This is a genomic window from Pseudomonas sp. PAMC 25886, assembly GCF_000242655.1.
Lineage (GTDB): Bacteria > Pseudomonadota > Gammaproteobacteria > Pseudomonadales > Pseudomonadaceae > Aquipseudomonas.
This window is the reverse complement of the sequence record NZ_AHHC01000026.1, coordinates 1-26,818: the sequence shown is the minus strand read 5'-3', so window position 1 is coordinate 26,818 and position 26,818 is coordinate 1. Positions and strand designations below refer to the sequence as shown.

The window sequence follows — 26,818 nt, the reverse complement described above, 5'->3', positions numbered from 1 at the left end:
CTTGAGTGCGCCGGTCCTGAGCTTTGCCTTGCGAAACGACTAAACCATGAATTTCGACCTCTACGGATTCGGCCCGGCGCTCGCCGCTGGCGCGCTGATGACCGTCAAGCTGGCGCTCACGGCCCTGTGCCTTGGGCTGGTGCTCGGCCTGGCCGGTGCCTTGGCCAAGACTTCCCCGTACAAGCCCCTGCAATGGCTTGGCGGCGCCTACTCCACCCTGGTTCGCGGAATCCCCGAACTGCTGTGGGTACTGCTGATTTACTTCGGCACGGTCAACCTGATGCGTTCCCTCGGGGAATTCTTCGGCAACCCCGACCTGTCCCTCAGCGCCTTCGCCGCCGGGGTTATCGCCCTGGGCCTGTGCTTTGGCGCCTACGCCACGGAAGTCTTCCGCGGCGCGATCCTGGCAATCCCCAAGGGCCACCGTGAAGCCGGTGTCGCACTGGGCTTGTCGAAGTTCCGGATCTTCACCCGGTTGATCATGCCGCAGATGTGGCGCATCGCCCTGCCGGGCCTGGGCAACCTGTTCATGATTCTGATGAAGGACACCGCGCTGGTCTCGGTGATCGGCCTGGAAGAAATCATGCGCCACGCGCAAATCGGCGTGACCGTCACCAAGCAGCCCTTCACCTTCTTTATGGTCGCGGCCTTCATGTACCTGGGCCTGACCGTCCTGGCGATGACCGGCATGCACTTCCTGGAAAAACGTGCCGCGCGCGGCTTTGCGAGGAGCACGCAATGAGTGGCGACTACAGCTGGCTGGCGCATTTCGACCTCGGCCTGAACTGGGCCGTGATCATCAAGTGGCTGCCAAGACTGGCCCAGGGCGCGACCCTGACCCTGGAGCTGGTGGCCATCGCGGTGATCGCCGGCCTGCTGCTGGCAATCCCGCTGGGCATCGCACGTTCTTCGCGCCTGTGGTACGTGCGCACCCTGCCCTATTGCTACATTTTCTTCTTCCGGGGCACGCCGCTGCTGGTGCAGTTGTTCCTGGTGTATTACGGCCTGGCGCAGTTCGACGCCGTGCGTGAAAGCGCCATGTGGCCCTACCTGCGGGACCCGTTCTGGTGCGCTACCGCCACCATGACCCTGCACACCGCCGCCTACATCGCCGAGATTTTGCGTGGCGCGATCCAGGCCATCCCGCCGGGTGAAATCGAAGCGGCGCGGGCGCTGGGCATGTCCAAGCCCAAGGCGCTGTTCTACATCATCCTGCCGCGTGCCGCGCGCATCGGCCTGCCGGCCTACAGCAACGAAGTGATCCTGATGCTCAAGGCCAGCGCCCTGGCCAGTACCGTGACGTTGCTGGAACTGACCGGCATGGCCCGCACGATCATTGCCCGTACTTACCTGCCGGTGGAGATCTTCTTCGCCGCGGGCTTGTTCTACCTGCTGATGTCCTACGTGCTGGTGCGCTTCTTCAAGCTGCTGGAACGCTGGTTGCGGGTCGATGCCTGCCAGGGCCGCTGACGCCTCGTTGACGGGTGAGCAATTGCTCGCCCGCTTCCAGGCGCTGGACGCGTTCCTCATCGAGCATCAAGGGCTGTGGCGACCACGGCCCTTTACCCATCTGCAATTGCCGTGGGAAACCCGGCACCCCGAGCTGGCCCACTGGCTGCGACAGCGCTCGCTGGCAGACGCGGAAAGCAGCCATAACCAACCTCACACCCTGCCGGCACCCGCGCCCTTTCCCGAGCTGGCCATGCAGTCGCTGAATCTCAGTGCTGTGGATAACTTACCGTCCAGTGCGCTACCAGCCGCCCATCATCGTTTGAACGTCGATGTACCCGGCCGCAAATGGCAGCAGATCGAAGCCTTCGGTGCGGCCCTGCAATTTTCCAGGACACCCCGACACTGGCTCGACTGGTGCGCCGGCAAGGGCCACCTCGGCCGCCGCCTGCTGCAACCCGGGCAGCAACTGACGTGCCTGGAATACGACCCGGCCCTGATTGCCTCAGGGCAGTCGCTCAGCGAACACCATCAATTACCCGTCGCCCATCGCCTGCAAGACGTGATGGCCGACATGCAGATCAGCCCCGAGCAAACCCCCGTCGCCCTGCATGCCTGCGGCGACCTGCATGTGCGTCTGCTCCAGCTGGCCAGCGCCGCCGGCTGCCGGCAACTGGCCGTGGCACCGTGCTGCTATAACCGCATCCGCGCCGAGCATTACCTGCCACTGTCGATGACCGCCCAGGCTTCATCACTGCGTTTATCGGTGGAAGACCTCGGCCTGCCGCTGAGCGAAACCGTCACCGCCGGGGCCCGAGTGCGCCAGCAGCGCGACACCTCGATGGCCAGGCGCCTGGGCTTTGATGGCCTGCAACGGCAACTGCGCGGCAGTGACGAGTACCTGCCCACGCCATCGCTGCCCACGAGTTGGCTGGCCAAGCCCTTCGCCGACTACTGCCGCGAACTGGCGGCGCTCAAGGGATTATCCACCGGTGAACAGGATTGGCTGGCGCTGGAGGCCCAAGGCTGGCGGCGCCTGGCCGAGGTGAGAAACCTGGAATTGCTGCGTGGTCTGTTTCGGCGCCCGCTGGAAATGTGGCTGGTGCTGGATCGCGCGTTGTTTCTCACGGAAAACGGCTACACGGTACACGTCGGCAGCTTCTGCGAAACACCGCTGACCCCGCGCAACCTGATGCTGCTGGCCGAGCGCAATTAAGGGGCATTTTGTCGCAGCGTGCCCTGTGGATAACTCTGTTGATGGAATTCTTGCGGAGGCCGTAGCAGCAAGCTTTACAGGGCAAAATGCTGACTGGTCATTTTTTGTTCATAAAATAAAACGCACGCAAAACAGGCAGTTGCAGCCTGATGAGAACCGCTCCGCAAAATTGCGGTTTCATGACATGTCGAACCAACCGATTGTGCATAAGCATCTGGCGTTAGCGGCATAACCCGGGCTTTTCAACGGGCAATCAACAGGCGGCAAAGCTCGTTGATATCGTCACAGGCCATGCTCGTCGCTTCGTTATCCAGCGGGTCGCTGCCAAAAGCCAGGGCCTCGCTGATCGCCGGGTCCCGGTGCACCACCTCCAGCAGGTTGTCACCCAGGCGCTTCCTGAACACCTCGACCATGTCCAGGCTGAAGCCGGAAGTCTCGTCGAGCTGGTTGATCACGAAGTGGCAACGCAGCGCCGGCTGGCGATCAAGGTGCGGCACCAGCAACTGCTCCATCTGCTCCAGGGTGCCCAGGGAGGCGGCATCCGCCTGGGCGATGACCAGCACCACATCGGCCACGTTCAGCGCCTGGTGCAGGTAGACGTTATTGCCCGCCGGCGTGTCGATGATCACCGTGTCCTGCTCACTCAAATCCAGGGCCGACAGGTGCTGCGCCAGCCAATCCGGTTCCTGTTTCAGCCAGCGCTGGAGGTCTTCCTGCTGGCGGATATCGGTTTCCCCAAAGGTGATCACTTGGCAACCGGCGAAGCCTGAATGAAGGATGTGGCTCCAGCGCTCGTTCTGCAGGCTGGTGCGCCCGATGCCGGGCAAGGTGTGGCTCAAGCCGAAGTGGTGATAGAGGGCATTTTGCGGGTCCAGGTCCAGCGCCACCACCGGCCGGCCAGCGCGCTGCAAACCGCTGCTCAGCGCCGTGGCCAGGGTGCTGCGGCCGACCCCGCCATTGACGGACACCAGCGCCACCACGTTCGCACGGATGGTCGCGGCTTCGCGTGGCTGCTCGTTGGCACAAGGGGAATGTCGGGAGAACGACGCGCCGCTGCCCATGTTGAGGCTGGCGCTGTCATCGACGGGGATGTCTTCGAAGAATTGCAGCATCGAATCCATTCCCTGGACATCACTGGCAGTTGTCTTATCAAACAACTCAAAAAGATCATCGGTTCGGCTCATCGCCAACACTCCTCACGACGCATCGTAAAGACGTGAAAGGTCAGCTGTACTGATGCTTACCGCAGGTCTTTTTGTGGGCGCCTTTGTGTACGCATTCTGTGACAAAGGATCGAGAGTGTCATTATTTTGGTGTTTCTGAAGAAATCTTTAAGACGAGCGGTAAATGGTCAATTTACTGACTAATCTTTATCGGATCGTAAGGCGTCTGCAAATCACGCTCAGGGATCTCCCAGATCAGCAGCTTGGGCGGCGTCTGCTTGAACGCCGGGCTGTCGAAATAAGCCTTGGCGGCGCCAGAGAATTCGCCACCGTCCTTGCTGAAATTACCCACCGGTGCATTCAAGGCTTTTTGCAGGAAACCCACGAAGTTTGAATTGCGCGAGAACGAGGTGCCGATCAGCGCCACGTTCGGCAGCCCGGCGTCGCCGAACAAATCGTCAGGGTTGCTGGACGCCGCGGGCCCCTTCTCATGGGCCGTACTGGCCGCAACCTGCTCGCCCACTGGCTGCAACTTCGGCGGCAACCAGTCGAGACCGGCCAGCCGTACCAGGTCACCCGGACGCGGTGCGAGCGGCGCCTGGGTGATGTCGAAGGCTTGCTCCGGCGTGGCCTGGATACCGCGCTGCTGGATGCGCTGAGCCACGGCACGGGCACCGGCGTTCGAGCCGATTTCACTCCAGTGGGTGTCGGTGCGCAGGAATGCATCCGGGCCCAGGGGTTTCAGGGTGTCGGTCAGATCCAGTGCTTCAACGCCCGCCGCTTGCAACAGCGTGGTCCATTGCTGGATCCGGCCATCCAGCACGGCCGGGCGATACACGCCGCAGCGTTGTGCGGCCGCGATGCGGGTTTTGTCCGGCACCACCACCACTTGCAGATCAATGCCGCGTAGGCCGAGCTGTTTTTTCAGGTCGATCACCGCGTCTGCCTTGGTGCGCGCATTGTCTTCGGCGTGGCGGTTGAGCTTCAGTTCATCGCTGATAAACAGCCAGCCCGGGCAACCCTGGCGGACTCGCGGCCCGGTGTCACTGAACACCAGCCAGCTGGCGCCGCGCTCCAGATTCGCCGCCTCGATGGCCATCGGCGCCTTGGACAGCTCCTTGGCAAACCGGTGAGTCACGTCGCCATGCAACAGCATGTCGCTGTCGACCTTGGGCGGCAGGAAACTTACCGGGCCCTTGACCATCAGCCAGACGCAAGACAACAGCCCCGCCGCCAGGAAAGGCACCAGCACCCAGCCCGCCAGGGGGCTGGTGCGAATGGCCAATTCACTCGGTGGGGTCGGCGCGGTAGGGGCGGGCATCGTCAGGCTTCCTTAGAACTGAAAGTACAGAAACGGTACGGCATCGCGGCTGGCAATCAGCGCGAACGACAACACAAACCCGGCCACCGGCCACAGGGACGCGGCCACCACAAACCAGGGCTGCGTACCAAAACGCTGCTCGCAGCGGGTCTGCCAGATCGGCGCGATGATGCACACCAGACCGAGCAACGCGGCCATGCCATGGGCAGGGCGCATAGCCACCGCCAACGCATCACCCAGTGCAATGCCGTGCATGCCGAATTGCCCGGCGTACATGGCCAGTGCCGAATGGAAGTCCGGCGCGCGGAATAGCGTCCAGGCCAGGCACACAAACAGCAGCGTCAAGATGTGCGACAGCACCGGCGGAATGCTCGGCAGGCTCGAACGCGACCACGCCCGGTCGATGCACAACGCGATACCGTGGGCCGAACCCCACAACAGGTAGTTCCAGCTGTCACCGCCGTGCCACAACCCGGCAATCGCCATGGTCAGGAACAGGTTGCGATAGGTGCGCCACACGCCGTCGCGATTACCGCCGAGGGCGATGTACAGGTAGTCCCGCAGCCAGCTGGACAATGACAAATGCCAACGCCGCCAGAAGTCCTGGATGCTGCTGGCCAGGTACGGCCGGTTGAAGTTTTCCGGGAAGTGAAAGCCCAGCATCAAGCCCAGGCCGATGGCCATGGCGCTGTAGCCGGCGAAGTCGAAAAACAGTTGCAGCGAGTACGCGAGGCAACCGATCCAGGCATCCACCAGGCTCGGGTTTTCCAGGTGGAAGGCGATGTCCACCAGCGGCGACAAGGTGTCGGCCACCAGCACTTTCATGCCCATGCCGATCATGAAGCGCCGGGCGCCGAGGCTGAAATTCGGCCAGTTGAAATAGCGCTGGTTCAGCTCGCGCCGCACCCAGTCATAACGAATGATCGGACCGGCAATCGAGTGGCCGAACATCGAGATATAGGTGGCGTAATTGATGAAGCTGCGCTCCACCGGCACGGTATGCCGATGCACGTCCACCAGGTAAGAGATCGCCTGCAACACGATAAACGACAACCCCGCCGGCAACGCCACGCGCTGCCACTCCAGCGGCATGGCGCCGTACCAGGTGATCACCTCACTCACGGTGCCCGCGACGATGTTGGCGTACTTGTACCAACACAGCACGGCGGTGTTGAACACGATCAACGCGATCAACAACCGCACCCGGCCCTTGCCGTCTTCACGGGAACGGTCCACCAGCAAGCCGCCGACCCACGCCACCACGGTCAACACCATGTGCAGGAACAGGAACAGCGGGCTCAGCCAGCCGTAGAACAGCCAGCTGCCGATCAACAGGATGACGTTGCGCCAGCCCGGACGGGCCAGCGCATAAATCAACAGGAAGGCCGGCAGGAACAGCGTGAGGAATTCCAGTGAGGCAAAGACCATGGTGGTGTCGGGCCCGATCAGTTAGCGAGCGTGTCGGAGGTAAACAGCAACCTCGAACCGGCAGCCGATGGCAAGGCCAGCACGCTGTAGCGCTCGCCGGCCTTGAGGGTGAAGGTCAGCGGTTGGCCGACCGGTGCATTGGCGCACTTGAGCTGCACCGACAGTTCCACCGGGTTGATCATGCGGCGCGAAATCGAACCTTCGGCGACCTTCTTGAACAGCTCGGCTTTTTGCGCCACGGCTTCCAGGCTTGCGTCAGCGCAGGCAGCGTCAGCGTTGATAAAGGCCAGCGAGGCCTTCAAGGCGTTGAAGTCGTCCGGTTGTTCGTGGATCACCAACTGGCGCGTGCCGCCCTTGGCATCCGGTACGGCGACCACGGTGGCGAATTCGCCCGGTGCGACGGTCACGGCCAGCTCGGAATCCTTGCCGCCCTGGCTCAACACGCCCTTGATCGGGGTCTTGCCGCCCGACACCGGCAGGTAGTCGGAAACGAGTTTGTCGCCGCCCAATACCAGGCTCGCCTTGGAACCCTGGGGCAGCAATTTCAGCTCGCCGTCGGTGCCGTTGGCCAGGCGCAGGAATGCCGAATCCTTCTCCGGGCCGGTGGGGTACAACGGGATATCGGCGCTGTAGGCGCTGACGCTGGCGAGCAAGGTCACCAGGCCCAGGGTGGTCCGTTTCATTATTGCGCTCCCTTGGTCACAGCGGCCGGTGGCAACTTCGCCAGGGACTCGCCGATCGCCTTGGCCCACTTCTGGTAGCCGTCGATGGTGAAGTGCTGGCCGTCGGTGGTGATCCACTGGCCCGGTTTGGAGAAGGTCAGCGAGTCGACGTAGGTGCACGGCGCCACGTTGGTGGCGAGGAACTGCGACATCACCTTGGTGCGCGCGTCATCCTTCTTGTACTGCGAACCGACCTTGCCCCACGCCGGCCCGACCCACACGCACTTGGTGCCGGTTTCGGTGATGGCTTTGGTCAGGGAGGTCACGCTTTTCCAGGCCCAGACTTTCGGAAACTGCGGCTCCGGGTACGAGGCCATGGTGTCGGCGATGATGATCACCACCAGGTCCGGTTTGTCCTTGGCGATCAGGTCTTTGATCGGCGTGGTGCTCATGCCGTTCTTGCCGAAAATCTCGGCCTTGCCGCCGGGCAGGCGCTCTGCGCCGCACTCGACTTTCTTCGGCACGATCCAGTCGGCCGCGCCGGCACCGCATGCGCCGATGGAGTGAACCTTGGCGCCCTGGGCGGTCAGGTTGTCCTGCAGCGGGTTGAGCAGCGAATCAGGAAAGCTCATGTGACTTTCGCCCAATACCAGCAGGGTCAGGCCGGCAATAGCAGAAGCGGAAACAGGCATGGATGACTCCTATCAATCAATTCGAATAAGGGGAACGGTACGGACTGACCGGCAAGGGCATAGGCCCGCTCAGGTCTTCAAACAGGTAGCGCAGGTAGGCGTTGCCGACGTACTGGCGATAGTCCTGGGCGTTGTCGAGACCGACTTCGCCACCCAGGTAAAAGCGCGAGCTGAGGCGGTATTCGGCGGCGGCGTTGAAGCTGTAGCCGATGCCGGTTTTTGTATCTTGGGCATAGTTCGGATTGCCCCGGGCACGTTGGAGCTGGTCATGCCCCGGGAAATAATCGACTGCATCTTGCTCGATACGCTGGAGGCCCACCGAACTTTTTATCTGGTAGCTGAAGCGATCAAAGCTCTGCGCCCAACGCACCGGCACACCCAGGGAGTAGAAGCCCTGCGGGCTGAAGTAACCGCCCTGGCCATAGGTGTAGTAACCCTGATTCTCCTTGAAGCGCATGTACGAACCGCTGAGACCAAGGGTCAGGGTGTCGGTCGGCGTATTGCGCAGGTACCAGTAGATGCCACTGCCCAGTTCCAGGCGGGTGTTATCTTCGACGTTGTTACCCAACATCTCATGCAACGAGGCGTAACCATACACACCGAGTTTCTGGTTGTCGTAGCTCAGGTCGCCACGCCCGCCGTTGGCGGTCACGCCACCCCATTTTTCGCCGGTGCGCTTGTCTTCGGAACCGGCAAAGGACGTCACGCTGTCGGTGACCGGGCGCCGCGAAACGTTGACGCCGTAACGGAAGTTGGAGCCTTGTGAAAACGGCCGCGACACGCTGGCGCCACCGATGATGGTGTCGTACAGGAAGCCCAGCGGGCTGACGCCGATATCGGCCTTGAGACCTTCATCCGGGTTCTCCACGGCAACGGCGAAACCGACACCCGTGTCGCTCTGCGAGCCCGCCGGGTTGGTGGTGCCACCGCCAAACCGGGTGGCGGAGTCGCTTTTCACACTGCCGGAACTCAAGTGCACCGGGGTCACACGCGCGGCAACGTTGAGGTCACCCACTGGAATCCGCACCTCGAACGGCGCCTCAACGTCAGTGATTTTGCTCAGCCCGCTCTCACCGTTGTTGCTGCGAACGCTCAAACCCTGCACCACATAACCCGTGCGATCCCGCAGGATCGTATCCAGCGCACGACGCGCCGGGCTCAGGTTGGCAGTGTCGAGGGAGGCAATTTTCGACGGTGGCTCGAACGGCTCATTCCAGTTGTTCGACGCCGGACGCCCGGAGGCGGCCAAGGCGTTTTCCGGCACGACATTCGTCGGTGCATCAATTGGCGGCGGTATCGGACCGGCGACGGTCAGGTCAGTGACCTGACGACGCTGGCCCGGCAGGCCGACGAAGGGGTTGTAAGGCACGCCCTGGGAACCGGCCTGGGCCAGTTGCGTCTGGCTCTTCTGACTGTTCTCAATCGCCAGCGCCTTGCGCAGCAACGCAGCGGCTTCGTTGTTTTTGCCCAGGCCTTGATAGATGCGCGCCGCCGAGGTGAGGATCTCGGGGTTACCCGGCTCCAGGGACAGCGCCTTTTCACTGGCGCTTTCCGCCAGGCCACGGTCACGGCCTTGCAGCGCGATGTCCGCCAGGCCCAATTGCAGGCGGGCGTTGTTCGGGTTCTGCTGGATCAGCGGCGCGTAAAGCTCCATGGCCTTTTTGCTGTTGCCACTGGCTGCGTACATCCGCGCCAATGCACCGACCGCCATCGCATCGTTGGGACGCTGGGCCAGGGCTGGCGACAGCATGTCGTAGGCCGCGACCAGGTCGTTTTTCTCGCGCAAGGCATCGGCCTGTTTGACCCGGTACAGGTAGATCAAATCGTCGTAACGCTGGCGGCCGGTTTCACTCAACGGCTGGCCCTGCACTTCACGCAGGATGTCGCCGGCCTCGGTGTAGTGGTTGGCCTTGAGCAGCACGTTGGCGTACAGCAGCTTCTGGTCGATGGTCGGGTTCGGATTGTTATCCAGAACCTTCTGCATGATGTCCAGGCCCTGCTGCGTCGCTCCGACTTCCACATAAGCGGCAGCCAGAATCGCCAGGCGCTCGGGCTTCTGGCGGGTCATGGCTTCACTGCGGCCCAGCAGCGCGAGGGCTTCAGGGCGTTGACCACGGCGGGCGGTTTCGATGGCAATGTCGGTCTGCTTGTGCAGGGCGATATCGATGCCCAGCTCGTTCATGTCCGCAGTGCGTTGCCCGGCCGGGATGCGCGCCAGGGTCTCTTCGGCTTTCTTCCATTCGCCCAACTCGGCCGACAACAACGTGCTGGTGTACAGCGCGTCCGGCTGGTTCGGTTGCTTGGCCAGCAAACCGTCGATCAAGGCACGGGCGTTGCGAATCTGGCCGTCGCGCAGGTAAATGCGGGCCAGGGCGAAGCGCGTCCACGGGTTTTCCGGGTCGGCATCAAGGGCTTGTTTGTAGGCGGCTTGCGCGGCTTTCAAATCGCCCCGTTGCTCGGCCAGCTTGCCGACCTGGGTGGCGCGCAACGCGGTGATTTTCACGCTCGGCGCAAACTTGGCGCGCTCGGCGGGCGAGACCGAATCGATCAGCTTCAAGGCTTCTTCCGGCTGCCCGGATTGGGACAGCACGTTGATCAAACCGCTCAGCGCATCCGGGTCGCCCGGATGACGCGCCAGCACTTTGCGGTAGCCGGCTTCGGCGGCGTCGAACTGATTGTCCTGAGCCTGGAAACCCGCCAGCGCCACAGCAGCGCCGGGCTGGCCAGGGTTCAGGCGTTCGGCCTGGGCCACCAGGTCACGGGCCTGGCTGCTGCGGCCACCACGCTGCGCGTCACGGGCCTGGTTGAGCAGGTTCCAGTAACGCACATCATTGAGCGCCGACTGCCACGCCGCGCCACCCGGTAAACGGGTGGCCTGCACCAGGTAGCTTTCGGCCTCGGTGAAGCGTTGCTGCTGTTGACGCAGCACGCCCATGCCGCCGAGGGCATCGACGTCGTTGGATTTTTCATTGAGGCGCGCAGCCAGCAGCGGTTCGGCGGTTTTCAGGTCGCCGTCATCGAGCGCCTTGAACGCCTTGGTCATCTGCGGATCACGCTGCCAACCGGCACCGCTCTTGCCTTGGGCGATGCCCTTGTTCATCAGAGCGCGGATCTCGGTGTCGTCCGGGTGCGCCGCAAGGAACTGCTGGAACAACGGCACCTGGTCGCTCTTCGGCGGGCCGAGCCAGATCAGCGCAAAGCGCCAGGTTTCATCGGCATTGCCGCCCACGTCGTTGTTCGGCGCCAGCTTGGCCAGCGCGCGAATGCCCTCGGCACGGGTGGCCGGGTTGCGCGCCAGATGCTTGGCCAGAAACAGCGCCACAATCGGGTCATTCGGCCGCTCGCGGGACAAGCGCTGCAAGCCGGCGATGGCTTCATTCGTGCCCTTGGGGGTGAAACCCAGGGTGTTGTAATACTCGCGGGCGACCAGGCCCTGAGGCTGGCGCCCCTGGAAGATCTGGCGATACAGCGCAACGGCTTGTTCGCGCTCCTCGTCAGGCTCGCCCAGTTCGCGCGCCTGCTCCAGCAACTTGGCGTTGGCCGGAATATTCAGGGTGATGTCCTGCTCCAGCAGCAGGGCCTGGCGCGGAACCGGGCTCAACGCCTGCAGGCGGGCCAGGTACTTTTGCGCTTCAGCCGGGCGCTGTTGCTGCACCGAAATCAGGCCGATGCCGTACAGCGCATCCGGTTGCTCGGGGCTCAGGCGCAGCAGCTTCTGCCAGGTTTCGAGGGCGCGTTCCGGGTTCTTTTTCGACTGCCAGTAATAGCCCTGCTCGATCAGCAGGCTTTGCGGGTCAGTGGTTTCGGCAAAGCTGGCGGTAGAAGCCAGGGCGGCCAGAATCGCAACGGCTAGCGTGTGACGGCGCATGCTGACTCCCAGGATAATTTCACCGTGCCGTCTTGTTCGAAACGGTACTTTTGATCAGCGAAGCCCTGGCCGAACAGGCTGAGCATGTAGTCGTAGTAAATCGGCTGCGCACTGTCCGCCGCCGATGGGGCAAGGGCCTTGGCGAGGGCGTCGTCGACCTTCTGTTTTTGCAGTTGCGCCAGGGCGGTTTCGCCCCGGGCCTGGAAGAAGGCGATGGTGGAGGCCGAGAAACCCGTCGGCGTGTAGCCGTTGTTTTTCTCGACTTCACCGGTCAACACGTGGACTTTCTCCGGCGGCAAACCGGTGACCGACGAAGCGGTCGCCCGGGAAATCCCGCCCAACGCCTTGAGCATCGGCGCGGCCAGCGGGTCGCTCTTGGCGGTCATGCCGGCCCAGAGGTACGTGCGGATTGCGTCGTAGCTGCCCAGGTCATCGGAAAACGGATCGACGATAAACAGCCCGGTGTTCGCGCTGGTGGCGCGATAGCCGACCCAGTTGGCCGCCAGGCCGTGGGGGTTGCTCGGCAGGTCGGCGAGCATCTTCGCGTTGCTCTCGGCCACTTCGTTCCAGCCGGCGTTCGGGCGTTCTTTTGCAAACCGGCGCAGTTGCGGCAGCACTTGATAGCTCGGGTTGAAGCGCCACAGGCCACCGGGGTGCGCATAACCCACCGGCCCCGGCAACAGCATCTTGCCCAGGCCCGGCACGCGCACGATCAGGTTGCGCTCAACGTTGGCCAGCACCAGCTGGGCGTCGCTGCGGTACTGCGGTGCATTCCACACACGCGCCGCTTCGAGCAAGGCGTAAGCCATCCACAAGTCCGCATCGCTGGCGGAGTTGGTGTCGATCGCGCCCCACTTTCCGTCGTCGCGCTTGCCCCACAACCAGGCCGGCAGGTTCTGGCCAATGTCGGCGCCCGCCATGTTGGCCTTGGTCCAGGTCCAGAGCTTGTCGAAGGTCGCCCGGTCGTTGCCGACCAAGGCAAAGAACATCGCGTACGACTGCCCTTCCGAGCTGCTTTCCGTCGGCTTCATGGACGAGTTCAACACCCGGCCGTCGTCCTGGATAAAACGCTTGGCGTAGTTCTGCCACAGCGGCCAGTCACAGGTCTGCGCCTGGGCGGCACCGGCAAACATTGCCGCACCGATCACCGTCAAAATCGCGCTACGCAACGGGCTCATGCCAACCGCCGTTTAGCACGGGCACGCAGTGCCAGGTAGATCAGGCAGGTCAGTACCAACAAGCCGAGGAAGGTAATCGCCAACATCCAGCCCAGGTTCTGGGACAGCTGCCACTGCATGAATTTGAAGTAGTTCAGGTTGCCGACGTAGTACTGCTGGTCAGCGACCAGTGAGCTGATCTGCGTGCCCTGCACCACCGCCAGGCTGCCCTGGATCGAGTCTTTGTAGTCGTCACCGCCAATCAGCGCCGAGGTCGCTTCAAGCAGGCCCTGAGGCTGGTTGCTGGCGATCAGCACCACACTGCGCCCGGCCTTGAGCGGCGATTGGAAACCGGCGAACCAGGTGCTGTTGCTCAAGCCGCTGAAGGTGATGCCGGCGTTGGCCGGATGCTGGTTGGCGGCGGCGTCCGGGCTGATCCAGCTGCGCACATAACGTGGCAGATCAGACAGCAGGAAGTGATGCTGCGGGCCGTCACTGGTGGCCGGAAGGTACTGCTGCCATTGCTGCAACAGCGGCTGGTTGCCGCCGGTGGCGAGCACCAGCAAGTCTTTGTCGGCAACGCTTTGCACGTCCTTGGCCTGTACCACTTTGACAGCGGTGGCCGGGTAGCCGGTGGACTCGCCGAAGCGGCCCATCACGGTCAGGTAAGCGCTCAGCTCATCGGTGCCGACGTTGTCCGGCATCACCACCGCCGACTCCGAAAGGTCAGCCAGGCGGGTGAACGGGAAGCCCGAATCGTTGAACACGCCGAGGTTCGGCATGGCAATAAAGTGCTGGTAGCTGCTCAGGTCCAGGCTCGAGTCCGGGTCAATCGCGCCGCGCATGTTGTCGACGATGATGTCCCGGCATTCGCCTTCCTTGATGTAGTCGTACATGAAGCGCAGTTGCAGCTTGGACTTGGGCGAAGCCGAGCTGATCGGCAACAGGGTCGTCACCTCTCGGGGCAGGGTTTCGTCTTTCTTCAGCTGGTCCAGCAGGCTCTGCCCGCCGCCCAGGTGGGTCACCGACGGCAACGCGACAGACTTCATGAACTGGTCATTCAGGCCAATCAGCAAGGACGAGTTGGTGGACACCTGCTGTGGCGTGTAGCGGTATTTGACGTTGAGCGGCACGCCCTCTTCACGCCAGTTGAACAGGTCGGGCGGCAGGCGCAGGTCGACGCTGATCGGGCCCGGGTTGTAGCCGGAGACGTTGAGCTTTTTCAGCTCTACCAGCTCGCCAAGGCGTACCGGGCGATTACTGGGCAACCAGTTCGGCGCGTCGTACGGCGTGCGGGGGGCCAGGGTGTCGAGCTTGGTGATGACCACGCTGTTGCCGGTCAACACCGGGTTGCCCAGCACCACGGCGGTGGCGGCGCGCTTGAGTTCGGCGCCGTCACGGCCGGAGACGATCAGCAGCTTGCCATTCGGGTCGTTGGGGTTGGCGATCAGGGTCAGGGTCGGCCCTTTAGGTTCGGGAACCGCCACACCGTGCACGTCGACGGCCTGGGTGCTTTGCACCAGCACAATCGCGTTGCCCTTGGCCGGGATCTCCCCGAGAGTGGTCGGGAACGTCGCACCACGGTAGCTGGCCATGCCGCCAACCCACGACGACAGTGCACCGGCGGCTTCCAATGCGGCGTTGTCCGGCGCGGTGGCAAATACGAACGGCAGGCTGACCTGGCGGGCATCACGTTTGTCGAAGAACGGCAGCGGCAGCACCGACAGATCGTCTTTCAAAACGATCGGCTGCACCTGCACTTTCAGCTCACTGCTGTTGCTGATCTTGGCCCACAGGCTGCTGTGCAGCGGGTCTTCACAGGACATGGTGTAGTGGCCGATGAACTGCAGGCTCAAGCGGTTGAATTCGGTGATCAGGTGCGCCGGAATCTGCACCAGCTTTTCCTGCTGGACGCCCGCGCCTTCTTTAGGCAGCGGCAGGCTGGCGGCGACTTCGTCGTTGACCAGCACGTTGATCTGCGACAGGTCCGCCAGCAGTGCCGGCGAGTAGCTGTACTTGAGCAGCAGTTGCGCGCCCTTCACCACTTCATCGGCACGGATGTCGAAGTTGACGCTGTCGGACGCTTCCACGCCTTGCAGGTTCATGGTGTCGCGGCGGCCCAACTGCTTGAGGGTCAGGCTGTAGCCGTCATCAGTGCTCTGCACCGCAACGGCGGGTGCAGCGGCCTGCGCTTGCGAGCCCAGGCCCAGCAGCGAAGCGATCATCAGCGCGAGCACACCGCGCGACTGCGGGCGGGCAAATAGTGTGGAAGTCATGGCTTGTCCATCAGCGTATCGAGCGGTTGTGAGGGAGTGCGGCGCAAGGCCAGACGCAATTCATGCAGCGTGGCGCGGCCCAGGGTAAACAGGCCGCCGATGCCGATGGCACCGACTTCACGCAGGGCAGACAACGGTGTATCGGGCTGGCCGGCGCCCCAACTGGCGGCCCAGGTGTCGGCACGGGAAAACGTCAGGCGGACCAGTTCGCTTTGCTGGCGCAGGGACAGTGCATCGAATTGCGCGCCAATTTGCGCACCCTTGCTGAACACCACCCGCGCCTGGAACAGGCTGTCCTGGCCATTGCGCGACAGCACCAACTGCACCGGTTCGCCCTGGGCAATCTGGTGCCCGTCGGCGAGGATCAGGCCGAAGCCGTTCTGCGAGAAATCCTGGGTGGTGCCCTTGAGCACACGGCCGTCGGCGCAGATCACGCTGACCGGCAATTTCGCGCTGACCCGCGGCTCGGAACGCACTTGTCGTGCTTCGGAAGCCACCGCCACTGCAGCACTGGTGATGATCAGGTTGTAGAGGGTCCAGGTCAGGTTGATCGCCACGGTGACCGCGGTGGACTCATCGCCCCAGATCAATTGATAGAGCCCGAAGCACAGCCCGACCAGGTTCACCGCCAGCAGCACGAGGTACGGCCGGGCGAGTTTCCAGTCGAAGAATTGCTTGTCGATGATCCCGCCCTTGTCAGTGACGTTGAAGCCACCGGCCTTCGGGTTGACCAGCGCGACCAATACCGGCGGCAGGATGTACCAGGCCAGTACGGTCTCGTAGACCTCGTTCCAGAACGAGTGGCGGAAGCGCCCCTGGATCCGCGAGTTGGTCAGGCTCGAATGCACGAGGTGGGGCAACACGTAGGCGACGATCATCAGCGCCGAGGCGTGGAAAATCTGCGCGCCGAAAATCAGGTAGGCCAGCGGCGCGGTCAGGAACACCAGCCGCGGCAAGCCATAGAAGAAGTGCAGCATGGCGTTGGCGTAGCAGATGCGCTGGCCCCACTTCAGGCCCTTGCCCAGCAGCGGGTTGTCGGTGCGGAAAATCTGCGCCATGCCCCGCGCCCAGCGAATGCGCTGGTTGATGTGGCGCGACAGGCTTTCAGTGGCCAGGCCCGCTGCTTGCGGGATTGCCAGGTAAGCGGTGTTGTAGCCCAGGCGGTTGAGCTTGAGCGCGGTGTGGGCGTCTTCGGTCACGGTCTCGACGGCCACGCCGCCGATTTCCAGCAGCGGCTTACGGCGGATCACCGCACATGAGCCGCAGAAGAACGTCGCGTTCCACAGGTCGTTGCCGTCCTGCACCAGGCCGTAGAACAGCTCGCCCTCGTTGGGCACGGCGCGGAAAGTGTCGAGGTTCTTTTCAAACGGGTCGGGCGAAAAGAAGAAGTGCGGCGTTTGCAGCATCGCCAGCTTGGGGTCCTTGAGGAACCAGCCGAGGCTGACCTGCAAAAACGAACGGGTGGGCACATGGTCGGCGTCGAACAGCGCGATGTATTCGCCGTCGGTGACCTTCAACGCTTCATTGAGGTTGCCGGCCTTGGCGTGAAAGTTGTTGTCGCGACGGATGTAGTTCACGCCGATCTTGCGGCAGAACTCGCGGAAGTCGTCGCGACGGCCATCGTCGAGTACGTGGACGCGCAGCTTGTCCTTGGGCCAGTCCATCGCCTGGGCGGCGAAGATGGTCAGTTTGACGATGCTCAACGCCTCGTTATAGGTCGGGATGAACACGTCGACGGTGGGCCACTCCGACGGTTCGGTCTTCAGCCACACCGGCTCGCGGCGCAGCGGCCAGGCGGTTTGCACGTAGCCGAAGATCAGCACCACCAGCGCGTACAGCTCGGCGAGCACCAGGCCGTAGCCGAAGAGCATGTCGAGCCCGGTTTCAAACCCGAGGGTGGAAGTCAGCCGCCAGTACATGTAGCGCAGCGACGCCACCAGCGACAACACCACCAGCGCGAGGATCGCCATGCGCCCGGGAATCTTGCGCAGCACCAGCACCGCGAGGAAGCACACGGCGGCAAACAGGCATTGGCTGTAGAGGTCCAGCGGGGCGCTGACGATGCTCACCAACAGCAAGGTGCCGACCACGCAACTGATCACCACCAGCACTTTGCGCAGCGCATCGGGCCAGCGATTGAAACGCGAAATCGCGGCGTCCAGGCGCTGTTCAGTGCGCCCCGGGATGTGGGGCGTAGAGGACGTAGTGTCGGTCATGGAAGGTCCGAATCGATGCGTTCGAGCAGCGTGCGGCACAGGGCATGAATGTCCTGGCAGCCGAGACTGTTGACGGTAGGGTCGAGGGGATCGCGGCCGTAGGCCTGGGCTTCGCTGAACGCCGGGTCACGGTGGACCGTGCCGAGCAGTGCATCGCCCAGGCGAGCCTTGAACACTTCGGCCATATCCAGGCTGAAGCGGTGGGCGCCGTCGAGTTGGTTGATCACGTAGTAACGCTGTGGCGGTTTTTCGCGCTCAAGGTACGGCGCCAGCACGCTGTCCATCTGGGCCAGGGTACTGAACGAAGAAACATCCGCCTGCACCGCCACCAACACCAGATCGGCCAAAGCCATGGCCTGATGCAGGTACACCGTGTTGCCGGCCGGCACGTCGATGACCAGCGTGTCCTGGCCGTTCAGGCGCAGGCCGGCCAGGTGCTTGGGCAGCCACTGGGCTTCCTCGCCCAGCCAGCGATTGAGGTTTTGCTGCTGCTCGTTGTTGGTCTCGCCGAACGCCACCAGCCGGCAACCGGCAAAGCCGCGCTCAGCCAGGCCTTCCCAGGACTCATTGTTCAAGCTCGCCGCGCCGATGCCAGGCACATTCAGGCCCAGGCATAAGTGATGACGCAGGGCGTTTTGCGGGTCCAGGTCAAGCGCCAGGGCCGGGCGACCCTGACGCTGCAAGCCGCTGGCGATAGCGGCGGTCAGCGTGCTGCGACCGACACCACCTTTGAGCGAGACCACCACAATCACCTTGGGCGAGGACTGCTCCGAGTACACCTCACCGGTCGGCCCTTCCACCACTTCGGGCGGCTGCAGGTGATCGGCTTCGCCCTGGGTCAGCTCTTCAAGCAAGCGCAGCAACGGCGCCGACGGTGGCTCATCCAGCACAACCGGGGACGCTGCCTTGACGGCGATGGGCAAGGCGTCGAAACGCTCTACTACCACGTCGTCCTCAAGATAATCGTGGACGGCCTGCAACTCCCGGTAGCCATTTGGATTAGCGCCCAGCTTATTGAATAGTTTGGAAATATCATCTGCACGACTCACCCACGGCCCTCCCCGATTAATACGCTTTAAAGGCGATAAAAAGGTCAGCGCATAAGGCTGACCTTGGTATTTCTAGTTATGTGTTGGCAGGCGGCATTCTGTGATATCAGATTGATGGTGTCAGTATTTTGATGCTTTTGGATTAATTCTTTCCGACGAGTGGCGTTGTGTCGTTTTTTTGACTTATTTTTGGATTTTTCGTCATTGCCATTTAGATCAGGTGCTTGCAGTGCTTTACCTGCTTATTTTTGTCTACCTGGTCAGGAAAAATGGTTTTGCTGAAGAATCAAATTACAACTAAGTAATTGACCGTCAGCGCTCCGTCAAAGGAGTTAAACGATTCCGCTATTAATCTGACGCTTAATATTTCGAAACAGAATACGGAAAGACTCGCCGTATTCAAGGGAAAAGCGATGGCCGTTATGCCGAAAACATCTAAGTAAAAGCCCCGACCGACTAATCCCTCTAATGGCTGTGTTTATGTATCAAGTTGTATGCAATTCCCCCCTCAATACATGCCGAGGCAAAACGCCGGGGTGCACGACACAGGCCGGATACCTCCCGGGCGCTCAATAGGCTCCAACGAAACAACCTACCTATTGAACCCCAGAGGACACCACCATGAACCGCAACACCTTCATCGCCAGCAGCCTGTTTGCCTTGCTCAACATTGCCGCCTTTTCCGCCCATGCCGAGGCCAGCCCCAAGCTGGATATTCAGCAAGTGCTGTCGACCGTGGACGATGGTGGCGCGGCGTGCGGCGTGGTGAATGCGCGGATGACCTACCTGGATTCCCATGGCCAGAAGCGCGTGTTTGAGTACATGAAACTTGCGGATTCGTGCAATGAAGGCAGCTAACACGGTGAACAGCAAAACCTGTGGTGAGGGAGCTTGCTCCCGCTGGAGTGCGCAGCGCTCCCACTGTTTTGGGCCTGCTGCGCAGCCCAGCGGGAGCAAGCTCCCTCGCCACAAAATCTCATCTGAAGCTAAATCGCGTTAACCACGAATACGGTGCTCGGTGAACTCATAATCCTCCTGGCAATCGCCAGTCGGGTCCGCCGCCACACTCACGTAATGCACCGTGTCGGTGTCGACCATCTTGTAGGTGTAGATATCCGGCGTACGCACGCCATCCGTCCTCAACTCATTCTTGCCATTGGCCGCAGACCAGGTGCCGTTCTCGGTTTGAATCGGTTGGGTTTGCTGCGCATCACGGAAAAAAGTGATGGTGAAGCGGCCGTCGGGCTTGAGGTTGTTGTTCCAGGACAGGAACTGGCACTTGCCGCTTTCTGCACGCAGGCCTTTCCATTGGCCGACGAGGGCCGGGTCGTTGGCCGGCTTGTGGGCGGCGCAGCCACCGAGGGTGGCGGCCAGGACGATGAGAGCCAGGGAGAGATTCCGTTTCACGTGGTGCTTCCTTCTATAAGTACATTCGTCGCGCGAACGCGCTCAGGATTGATTCTGATAGATGCCGCTGGTTCGTTTGGTTTTGTACACGTAGGGGGCGGGAATGGATGGCATACTGCCACTACTCGATAGCCTTTTCCAGTGATCCAGCGCATGGGATTTGCAGGGTTTGGGTGGTGGAAACGAGGTAGCGGAGAGAAAACCCAGGCGGTTGCAAAAATAGTCAGAATTCAGGGGTTTACAGAAGCTTGCCAATCGCTATAATCGTCGCCCTAACACGCCGGTATAGCTCAGTTGGTAGAGCAACTGACTTGTAATCAGTAGGTCCCGGGTTCGACTCCTGGTGCCGGCACCATTTAAAAACAAAGGCTTGCAGCGATGCAGGCCTTTGTTTTTTGTGCGAAACGTAACAAGACACGTAACAAGCCGCTTATCTAGGCGACCTCCGTGGGCGCTCAGCTCCAATTTGAGGGCTGCTTCTATGTCAACGACTCCCACCGCCCCCCCCTGAAATAGCTCGCCTGATGCAAACGCATGGCGACCTTTTCGATAAGCATTTCTCGCATAAGCTGGATGAACAGTCCGCCGTACTGAAAGCTCACCTCCTGATAGAGGGGTCATCCGTGACTTCAACTACCGCTCAGTTCAGAACCCAGAGCATCTGCGGGGAATACGGCTCACCTTTCAGCAAGTAGTCGGCATAGCTCGATCGCTCATGGTTATTAAAGGGTCAGGGAGCAACAGTCTCTGGAACATGACAGATCAGCTCAATAAGGCCGGTTCAGGGGGCCGGGGCACCCTCAGCCCCCTGGAGCAAGGAATCAACGAACATTAAAAAACCACAGAACAAGACCCATGACAAAGCCTGCCCCTGCCATTTGCAGATAGAACGGCAGAAATGCTTTTAACAGCGCGACAATGTCATCTCCACCACTTAACCAATACCCGGCAATGTGAAAGAACGCACACATAAGCACAAGGGCCAACGCACAGGCACAAGGAAGATAAACAGCGACCCACCAGGGTTCATTTTTTTTCATTGCCGTCTCTTTTCTTCAAGTAGAAATCAGCGCCACCGTTGAACGCCCCTGACGATTCAGAATCGCCCAAATTACCGAATATGGAGGGAACGGGACTTTGCGGGGCGGGCTTGGTAATCGTCCACATCCCCGTCGGTACCCACTCATACTGCTTCGACACCGGGTTAAGCAGTTTATCCAAGGGGCCCTTGACCGCGTTACCAAAGGCGAACCCCACGGACGCGCCCGCTTTACTTAACAAAGCGCCCATAAACGGATCATCGCCACCCTCTAATTCTGGGCGTCACGGGGATAAGCAACGCATGGGTGTCACGTATCCTATACACGGGAATTTTTTTCCGGTGCACCCATCAAAAGTGCGTAAGAAGTGTAAGTGAGATTTTTTATCTATCTCTATCCCTTACATTTCAATAGCTTAGAATCATTTCTAAACCGTAAGTAGACTGTCAGATCAGTGCCGGCGCCGAACAGTTCGTGACTGTAAGTGACGCCCCCCAATGAATCCGGGGCTTTTCAGGCGTTTCTCGACCCGCTGACACCACTTACGTGTCAGGAGGGGGTGTACCTGGAACTGCTGTAGCCAGATAAAGTCGGGGATGTTGAAAACCGGGGCCAGACTGTCCATCGCTTGATAGCCGGCAGCCAGGTTGTAGAAAAACGACGCTCATACGGCTGTTCCGGGACGCGAAGGCTCAAAGCGGCGTGCTGGCCGATCTCGACCAAGGCTGCGCGCAGGTGGATGTAGCTAACGTTCCAGATCGCCGGTTTTCCTAGTGTCTTCCTCTAAACCTTGAAAAGGTCCATTTCCCATACCGAAAATTCACCTTCCGACTTTTATGCCAAATTATGGGTGGCCAATAATTATGACGTATCCATAAAACGGCATAACTGCACGAGCGGCATGATTTTGCGTCCTGAACTGGCTGCAGGAATGGCAAAACTGCCCTTCAAGCTCGGCGTTCTGAGAAAACGCGAAAGACTCATATTCAGGCCCCCAGAACCGAACCCGGCAGCAGCAAAACGAAACAACTATTTCCCCAGTTGCACCCACCCCACCACCACGCTACCCTCCCTCGTCGCTGCCAATTCAGCGACCGGGCCTGAGAACCCGACATGATGCAGGCGCAACAGCGCCACCAATCACGATTTGCAGGCGTTTTTTTATGCCCGTAGTTTCGTGCAATGGCGGCTGTGCGTGGGAGACCTTCGGGTCTGCCGGGTTCCTGTATCTCCGGTTCTCAGCCTGCGCACAGCTGCCACCCATTCGCCTGAGAACGAACGTGGTAGCTCTCACTTGATATGGGAGTTTTACCGATGAGCGCTCCAAATCCGTCTGGCCTCACTACCCTCGGCGTTACCCCTTTTTCATTTCATTCCGACCAGCCTTTGTTTCGCGTCAACAGCGGGGTTTCCCTGCCTGAAGCGCTGTCTCACGTCTCCAATTTGCTGCATGTCGCCAAGCTGCTGGCAGAGGACGCAGCAATGATTCGGGATACGGACCGCTACGCCTGGGCTTCGCACTATCTGCAAGAGATGAGCAAGGCAGTCATTGATGATGTGGTGAAGGTATTGGAGTCGCCGGGCAATAATCTGTAGGTGTGTCAGGTTGTGGATGTGTTGGCTGGGCCATCGCCATCGCGGGCAAGCCCGGCTCCCACATTTGATCGTTGTTGTTTGTTCTAGAGTGCCTGGCTTGAAGCCGCCACCCACAAATACGCCCCGGGCCATCACGGTCCGGGGCGTTTTTCGTTCAACCGCGTCGCTTAGTGCCCAGCACTCTGCCCACCGTCCACGTGCAGAATTTCCCCGGTCACAAACCCAGCCGATTCCAGGTACACAATTGCCTGCGCAATATCCCGCGCTTCACCCATGTGCCCCACCGGATGCAGGCTACCCAACGCCGCATGCGTATCTTCGCCATGCATCGGGGTCTTGATAATCCCTGGGCTCACCGCGTTCACCCGGATCCCGCGCTTGGCGTATTCAATCGCCAGCGACTTGGTCGCTGAGTTCAGCCCGCCTTTGGTCAGCGACGCCAGCACCGACGGCACGCCGTCGATCGCGTGGTCCACCAGGCTGGTGGTGATGTTGACGATGTGCCCGGCGCCCTGTTTGAGCATTTCGGTAATCGCCAGTTGGGTGATGTAGAAGAACCCGTTCAGGTTCACGGCCAACACGTTCACGTAGTCTTCGTGGGTGTAGCTGGTGAACGGTTTGGCGACGAAGATCCCGGCGTTGTTGATCAGGCTATCGATGCGGCCAAACCGCGCTACGCCTTCGCGGATGACGCGCTCGGCGGTGGCCGGGTCGGCGATGTCGCCCGCTACGGTCAAAATGTCTGGATCGGTCGACGGTTTGATCGACCGGGAGGTGGCAACCACACGGTAATCCAGCTCGCGGTAAGCCTTCACTGCAGCAGCGCCGAGGCCTTGGGATGCGCCGGTGATCACAACGACTTTTTTCGAATTGCTCATGATGAAACCTCTATATGAAAAATGGGATGGTTCAAGCAGCCGCGGCGGACATTTCCCGCAGCATCTGTTCGTAGTAACTGACTGATTGCGACCCGGAGACCAGTTGGCGGCCGTTGAGGACCATGGCCGGCACGGAGTTGATGCCGTGCTCGCGGTAGAACACTTCAAGCTCGCGCACTTCGTTGGCGTAGGCGGTAGAGCCCAGCACCTTGCGTGCGCCTTCAATGTCCAGCCCGGCCTCGGCGGCCAGACGCGCCAGGGTTTCGTGGTCGCTGACGTTCTGGCCATCGCTGAAATACCCACGCAACAGCGTCTTTTTCAGCTCGATCTGGCGCCCTTGCTGCAACGCCCAAAACAGCAACCGATGTGCGTCGAAGGTGTTGTAGAAGTGGCTGCGTTTTTCCAGGTCGAAGGTGAAGCCGATGGCCTCGCCGCGCTCCATCAGCATCCTTTTACCGCTGGCGACTTCCTCGGCGCTGCGCCCGTATTTGCGCATCATGTGGGCGACGGCGTTTTCGCCTTCGGCCGGCATGTCGGGGTTGAGTTCGAAGGGTTTGAAGGTCAGTTCAACCTTCACTTCGCCCGCCAGGTTGTCGATGGCTTGTTCCAGGGCGGTGGCGCCCAGGGCGCACCACGGGCACACCACGTCGGAGATGAAGTCGATGGTGACGGGCGCGCTCATGACGGGTTTTCCGCGAGCTGTTTGCGGTATTGGGTGGTGGTGATGCCGGCATAACCCCAGTTATCGGTGTCGACTTCTTCGATGACGATGTGGGTCAGGTCGGGGCGTTTGTTGAGGACGCGCTCGAGGGTTTCGGTGATTTCGGCAATGACCTGGGCTTTCTGCTCCGAGGTAACGCCGTCGCGGGTGATACGTACGCTGACAAATGGCATGGCAAGGCTCCAGTGACGTGCCCATCGGCATGATGGGCAGGCAGTGAGGCCAATTTATGAGGTTGCTTGAGGTGGATAAAGGTGGGGCGGAGTACTTCATTAGTGATGCTATGTAATCAATCGAGACGTCCGGCGCTGCGCGTTTTTTACCGCACCCTGGAATAACCGCCCTCCCCGGGCGTCTTGCCTACATGCTTAAGGCAGGCTGCAAACGCCTTGAGTGCTGGCCGATAACCCCTCACTTACGGACGTGCCCCACATGCTTAACTCCACATTCAAAACCCTGTTGCTGCCTACACTGATGGCCGCCGCGATGCTCACCGGCCAGGCTTATGCCGCCACCCCGGCGCTGTCGGACACCACCGTGGTGCTGGTGCACGGCGCCTTTGCCGATGGCTCCAGTTGGAACAAGGTGATTCCGTTGTTGCAGGCCAAAGGCTTGAAGGTGGTGGCGGTGCAAAACCCGCTGACGTCCCTGGCCGATGATGTGGCCGCCGCCCAGCGGGTGATTGATGCCCAGAGTGGGCGAGTGGTTCTGGTGGGCCATTCGTGGGCCGGCAGTGTGATCACACAGGGCGGCACCAGCGACAAGGTCAAGGCACTGGTTTATGTGGCCGCGTTCGCGCCGTCCGAGGGCCAGAGTTCTGCCGAGTCCGAGAAAGGCTACCCAACCCCGCCGGGTATCGAGACCATCAGTGCCGACGCTTCCGGCTACCTGTATTTGCCCGCCGCGTCCGTGGCGAAAAACTTCGCCCAGGACTTGCCTGCTGACCAGGCCAACCTGATTGCCGTGACCCAGGGGCCGATTCTGGGCAAGGCGTTCGACGATAAAATCACGGTCGCCGCCTGGAAAACCAAACCCAACTATTACATCGTCGCCGCCAAGGACCGCATGATCGACCCAGGCCTGGAGCAGGCCTATGCGAAGAAAATCAATGCCACCACCACTGTGGTGCAGACCAGCCATGTGCCGATGCTGTCCCAGCCGCAAAAGGTCGCAGACGTGATCATCGCAGCCGCCAGCAAGCGCTGATCGCAGGCATAAAAAAACCCCGAACCAGTCGGGGTTTTTTTATGCCTGGAATCAGGCGCGACGCCGAATCAATTAGAAAACGTTGATTGGGTAGTCGGCGAACAGACGGATCTCGTTACCGCCCACGTTGTAGTTGCTGGCGTTGTTGGAAACGCGCAACCACGACGCACGGGCACGCAGGCTCAGGTCTTTGGCCGGGCCGCTCTGTACCACGTATTTGAACTGGTTGAAGATCTCACGCTCGGTGCCACTGCCGCGGTTGGAACCGTCGTCAATGTTGGTGCCGCGCACGTAGGCGATGTTGTACGTCAGGCCAGGCACGCCGAAGGCGCTGAAGTCCAGGCCGTAGCCTGCTTGCCAGGAGCGCTCGTCCTTGCCGTTGAAGTCAGACCAGTAGGAGTTGGCCAGCAGGATGGTGTTACCACCGTCGCCGATGCCGCCTGCGTTGCGGTAGCCGCCGTACAGGTAACCGGTGTCACCGGTGCTGCGCTGGTGGGCCAGGGTGAAGCTGTGCGGGCCAACGGCCCATGTGGCGCCCAGGCTCCAGATTTTGTTGTCGCGAGCGTCGGCGTCACCTTGGTTTTCCAGGGCGAAGCTACGGTCGAGCTTGGTTTTGTAGCCGTTGAAGTCGAAGGTCAACGATTGTTTCTCTGGCAGGGCCAGCACGTAGTTGACGTTGACGTATTGCTTCTTCAGCACGTCCTGCATGTTGGAAGCGTAGAGCGCTGCCGACAGGCTTTCGGTGAATTTGTAGCTACCGCCGATGTAGTCGATGCTTTTCAGCGCGCCACTGTCGGAACCCTCGGCGCTCTTGCGAGCTTCCTTGGTGAAGTGACCAGCGTCCAGTTGCAGGCCGGCGATTTCTTTGGAAACGATCGAAGTACCTTCGTAGGTTTCCGACAACAGACGGGAATTGTCGTACTGCAGGACCGGCACGGCTGGCATCTGCTGACCGTATTTGATTACGGTGTTGGAGATGCGTGCCTTGACGGCTGCGCCGCCCTTGGCCAGGTCATCGGCTGCTGCGCCGCTGTCGCCTTGCTTGAAGAAGTCGATACCGCCAGCGCCGCTGCGACCTTTACCACCATCCAGGCGAATGGCGTACTGGCCGATCACGTCCACACCCACACCGACGGTGCCTTGGGTGAAGCCGGATTCGAACTTGCCGATGAAGCCCTGGCCCCATTCGGCTTTGTCTTGCTTGCCGTTTTTGTAGTCGCGGCTGATGTACGCGTTGCGCGCCGCGATGTTCAGGTGGCTGTCTTCAACAAAACCCTTTGATTGGGATTGGTCGTCAGCCATTGCTTGCGTAGCGCTCAAAATCCCCAGAGCGATCAGCCCCATCCGTTGTTTCAACATTTTCTTATATTCCTTATTACTGGTTGAGTACGCGCTGTGACACCAGGCTCCGTGTTGCCTTTTCTGGTGTCGACTTTCCCAGATAAAAAAAGGCCCGCGGACGACGTGATATGC

At 60.9% G+C, this 26,818-nt stretch carries 23 protein-coding genes and 1 tRNA gene; 7 read left to right on the top strand and 17 right to left on the bottom strand.

Features of this window, described 5'->3' with window-relative positions; all coding sequences use genetic code 11:
• Positions 1-46: 46 nt before the first annotated feature.
• The 3 genes from MUM_RS0108600 to MUM_RS0108590 are packed head-to-tail and all read left to right on the top strand — an operon-like array spanning position 47 to position 2,665.
• On the top strand, positions 47-742 hold the full coding sequence (locus MUM_RS0108600; RefSeq protein WP_010169038.1) for an ABC transporter permease: 696 nt from the start codon (positions 47-49) through the stop codon (positions 740-742).
• A gap of 38 nt (positions 743-780) precedes the next feature.
• Positions 781-1,470, top strand: a complete 690-nt coding sequence (locus tag MUM_RS0108595; protein ID WP_029615812.1) for an ABC transporter permease — start codon at positions 781-783, stop codon at positions 1,468-1,470.
• The gene (locus MUM_RS0108590) at positions 1,451-2,665 is read left to right on the top strand and encodes a methyltransferase (RefSeq protein WP_010169034.1); all 1,215 of its coding nucleotides are present in this window, start codon (positions 1,451-1,453) and stop codon (positions 2,663-2,665) included. The genes MUM_RS0108595 and MUM_RS0108590 overlap by 20 nt, the downstream gene beginning before the upstream one ends.
• Before the next feature lie 242 nt (positions 2,666-2,907).
• Here the strand turns inward: MUM_RS0108590 and bcsQ (MUM_RS0108585) are convergent, their stop codons facing one another.
• From bcsQ (MUM_RS0108585) to bcsQ (MUM_RS0108540), 10 genes are all read right to left on the bottom strand, one after another.
• The gene (gene bcsQ, locus MUM_RS0108585; RefSeq protein WP_010169033.1) at positions 2,908-3,849 is read right to left on the bottom strand and encodes a cellulose biosynthesis protein BcsQ; all 942 of its coding nucleotides are present in this window, start codon (positions 3,847-3,849) and stop codon (positions 2,908-2,910) included.
• A 172-nt stretch (positions 3,850-4,021) separates the two neighbouring features.
• Entirely contained in the window at positions 4,022-5,149 is a 1,128-nt protein-coding gene (locus MUM_RS0108580; protein ID WP_010169031.1) for an alginate O-acetyltransferase AlgX-related protein, read from the bottom strand.
• A gap of 12 nt (positions 5,150-5,161) precedes the next feature.
• Positions 5,162-6,577, bottom strand: a complete 1,416-nt coding sequence (locus MUM_RS0108575) for an MBOAT family O-acyltransferase (protein WP_010169029.1) — start codon at positions 6,575-6,577, stop codon at positions 5,162-5,164.
• 17 nt (positions 6,578-6,594) lie between these two features.
• Positions 6,595-7,260, bottom strand: coding sequence for an alginate O-acetyltransferase AlgF (locus MUM_RS0108570; RefSeq protein ID WP_010169027.1), 666 nt, complete (start codon positions 7,258-7,260; stop codon positions 6,595-6,597).
• Complete coding sequence (locus MUM_RS0108565; protein ID WP_010169025.1) at positions 7,260-7,931, bottom strand: SGNH/GDSL hydrolase family protein; 672 nt, start codon at positions 7,929-7,931, stop codon at positions 7,260-7,262. The genes MUM_RS0108570 and MUM_RS0108565 overlap by 1 nt, the downstream gene beginning before the upstream one ends.
• A gap of 16 nt (positions 7,932-7,947) precedes the next feature.
• Positions 7,948-11,799 carry a cellulose biosynthesis protein BcsC gene (locus MUM_RS0108560; RefSeq protein WP_010169024.1) on the bottom strand — a complete coding sequence of 1,284 codons (3,852 nt, stop codon included), beginning with the start codon at positions 11,797-11,799 and terminating at the stop codon, positions 7,948-7,950.
• Complete coding sequence (gene bcsZ, locus MUM_RS0108555) at positions 11,781-12,977, bottom strand: cellulose synthase complex periplasmic endoglucanase BcsZ (protein ID WP_010169023.1); 1,197 nt, start codon at positions 12,975-12,977, stop codon at positions 11,781-11,783. Before bcsZ ends, MUM_RS0108560 begins: the two co-directional genes overlap by 19 nt.
• Positions 12,974-15,232: a cellulose biosynthesis cyclic di-GMP-binding regulatory protein BcsB gene (gene bcsB, locus MUM_RS0108550; RefSeq protein ID WP_010169022.1), complete on the bottom strand. Its 2,259-nt coding sequence runs from the start codon at positions 15,230-15,232 to the stop codon at positions 12,974-12,976. Before bcsB ends, bcsZ begins: the two co-directional genes overlap by 4 nt.
• Positions 15,229-17,448 (bottom strand): UDP-forming cellulose synthase catalytic subunit, encoded by a 2,220-nt coding sequence (gene bcsA / locus MUM_RS0108545; RefSeq protein ID WP_010169021.1) that lies wholly within the window; start codon positions 17,446-17,448, stop codon positions 15,229-15,231. The genes bcsB and bcsA overlap by 4 nt, the downstream gene beginning before the upstream one ends.
• Entirely contained in the window at positions 17,445-18,428 is a 984-nt protein-coding gene (gene bcsQ / locus MUM_RS0108540) for a cellulose biosynthesis protein BcsQ (protein WP_010169020.1), read from the bottom strand. The genes bcsA and bcsQ (MUM_RS0108540) overlap by 4 nt, the downstream gene beginning before the upstream one ends.
• A gap of 690 nt (positions 18,429-19,118) precedes the next feature.
• On the opposite strand from bcsQ (MUM_RS0108540), the gene MUM_RS0108535 reads away from it, so the two are divergent.
• Positions 19,119-19,355, top strand: a complete 237-nt coding sequence (locus tag MUM_RS0108535; protein WP_010169018.1) for a DUF2790 domain-containing protein — start codon at positions 19,119-19,121, stop codon at positions 19,353-19,355.
• Between the two features lie 138 nt (positions 19,356-19,493).
• Here MUM_RS0108535 and MUM_RS0108530 read toward each other — a convergent pair whose 3' ends face one another.
• Positions 19,494-19,904 carry a hypothetical protein gene (locus tag MUM_RS0108530; RefSeq protein WP_010169016.1) on the bottom strand — a complete coding sequence of 137 codons (411 nt, stop codon included), beginning with the start codon at positions 19,902-19,904 and terminating at the stop codon, positions 19,494-19,496.
• Positions 19,905-20,183: 279 nt separating this feature from the next.
• Between MUM_RS0108530 and MUM_RS0108525 the strand changes: the two genes are divergently transcribed.
• Positions 20,184-20,259: transfer RNA gene (locus tag MUM_RS0108525), tRNA-Thr, on the top strand.
• Positions 20,260-20,725: 466 nt separating this feature from the next.
• Here MUM_RS0108525 and MUM_RS1000000134035 read toward each other — a convergent pair.
• Entirely contained in the window at positions 20,726-20,944 is a 219-nt protein-coding gene (locus MUM_RS1000000134035) for a hypothetical protein (protein ID WP_141629479.1), read from the bottom strand.
• A complete protein-coding gene (locus MUM_RS01000000132435) occupies positions 20,931-21,194 on the bottom strand; it encodes a hypothetical protein (RefSeq protein WP_010169014.1) in 264 nt (87 codons plus the stop codon). Before MUM_RS01000000132435 ends, MUM_RS1000000134035 begins: the two co-directional genes overlap by 14 nt.
• Before the next feature lie 1,064 nt (positions 21,195-22,258).
• Between MUM_RS01000000132435 and MUM_RS0108510 the strand changes: the two genes are divergently transcribed.
• A complete protein-coding gene (locus MUM_RS0108510; RefSeq protein ID WP_010169012.1) occupies positions 22,259-22,540 on the top strand; it encodes a DUF3077 domain-containing protein in 282 nt (93 codons plus the stop codon).
• Positions 22,541-22,707: 167 nt separating this feature from the next.
• On the opposite strand, the gene MUM_RS0108505 is transcribed toward MUM_RS0108510, so the two are convergent.
• The 3 genes from MUM_RS0108505 to MUM_RS0108495 are packed head-to-tail and all read right to left on the bottom strand — an operon-like array spanning position 22,708 to position 24,312.
• Positions 22,708-23,418, bottom strand: a complete 711-nt coding sequence (locus tag MUM_RS0108505) for an SDR family NAD(P)-dependent oxidoreductase (RefSeq protein WP_010169011.1) — start codon at positions 23,416-23,418, stop codon at positions 22,708-22,710.
• 31 nt (positions 23,419-23,449) lie between these two features.
• Positions 23,450-24,100 carry a DsbA family oxidoreductase gene (locus tag MUM_RS0108500; protein ID WP_010169008.1) on the bottom strand — a complete coding sequence of 217 codons (651 nt, stop codon included), beginning with the start codon at positions 24,098-24,100 and terminating at the stop codon, positions 23,450-23,452.
• On the bottom strand, positions 24,097-24,312 hold the full coding sequence (locus MUM_RS0108495) for a tautomerase family protein (protein WP_003218111.1): 216 nt from the start codon (positions 24,310-24,312) through the stop codon (positions 24,097-24,099). Before MUM_RS0108495 ends, MUM_RS0108500 begins: the two co-directional genes overlap by 4 nt.
• Before the next feature lie 259 nt (positions 24,313-24,571).
• Between MUM_RS0108495 and MUM_RS0108490 the strand changes: the two genes are divergently transcribed.
• Positions 24,572-25,345 (top strand): alpha/beta fold hydrolase, encoded by a 774-nt coding sequence (locus MUM_RS0108490; RefSeq protein ID WP_010169003.1) that lies wholly within the window; start codon positions 24,572-24,574, stop codon positions 25,343-25,345.
• A 72-nt stretch (positions 25,346-25,417) separates the two neighbouring features.
• On the opposite strand, the gene MUM_RS0108485 is transcribed toward MUM_RS0108490, so the two are convergent.
• Complete coding sequence (locus MUM_RS0108485; protein ID WP_010169002.1) at positions 25,418-26,704, bottom strand: OprD family porin; 1,287 nt, start codon at positions 26,702-26,704, stop codon at positions 25,418-25,420.
• Positions 26,705-26,818 lie beyond the last annotated feature (114 nt).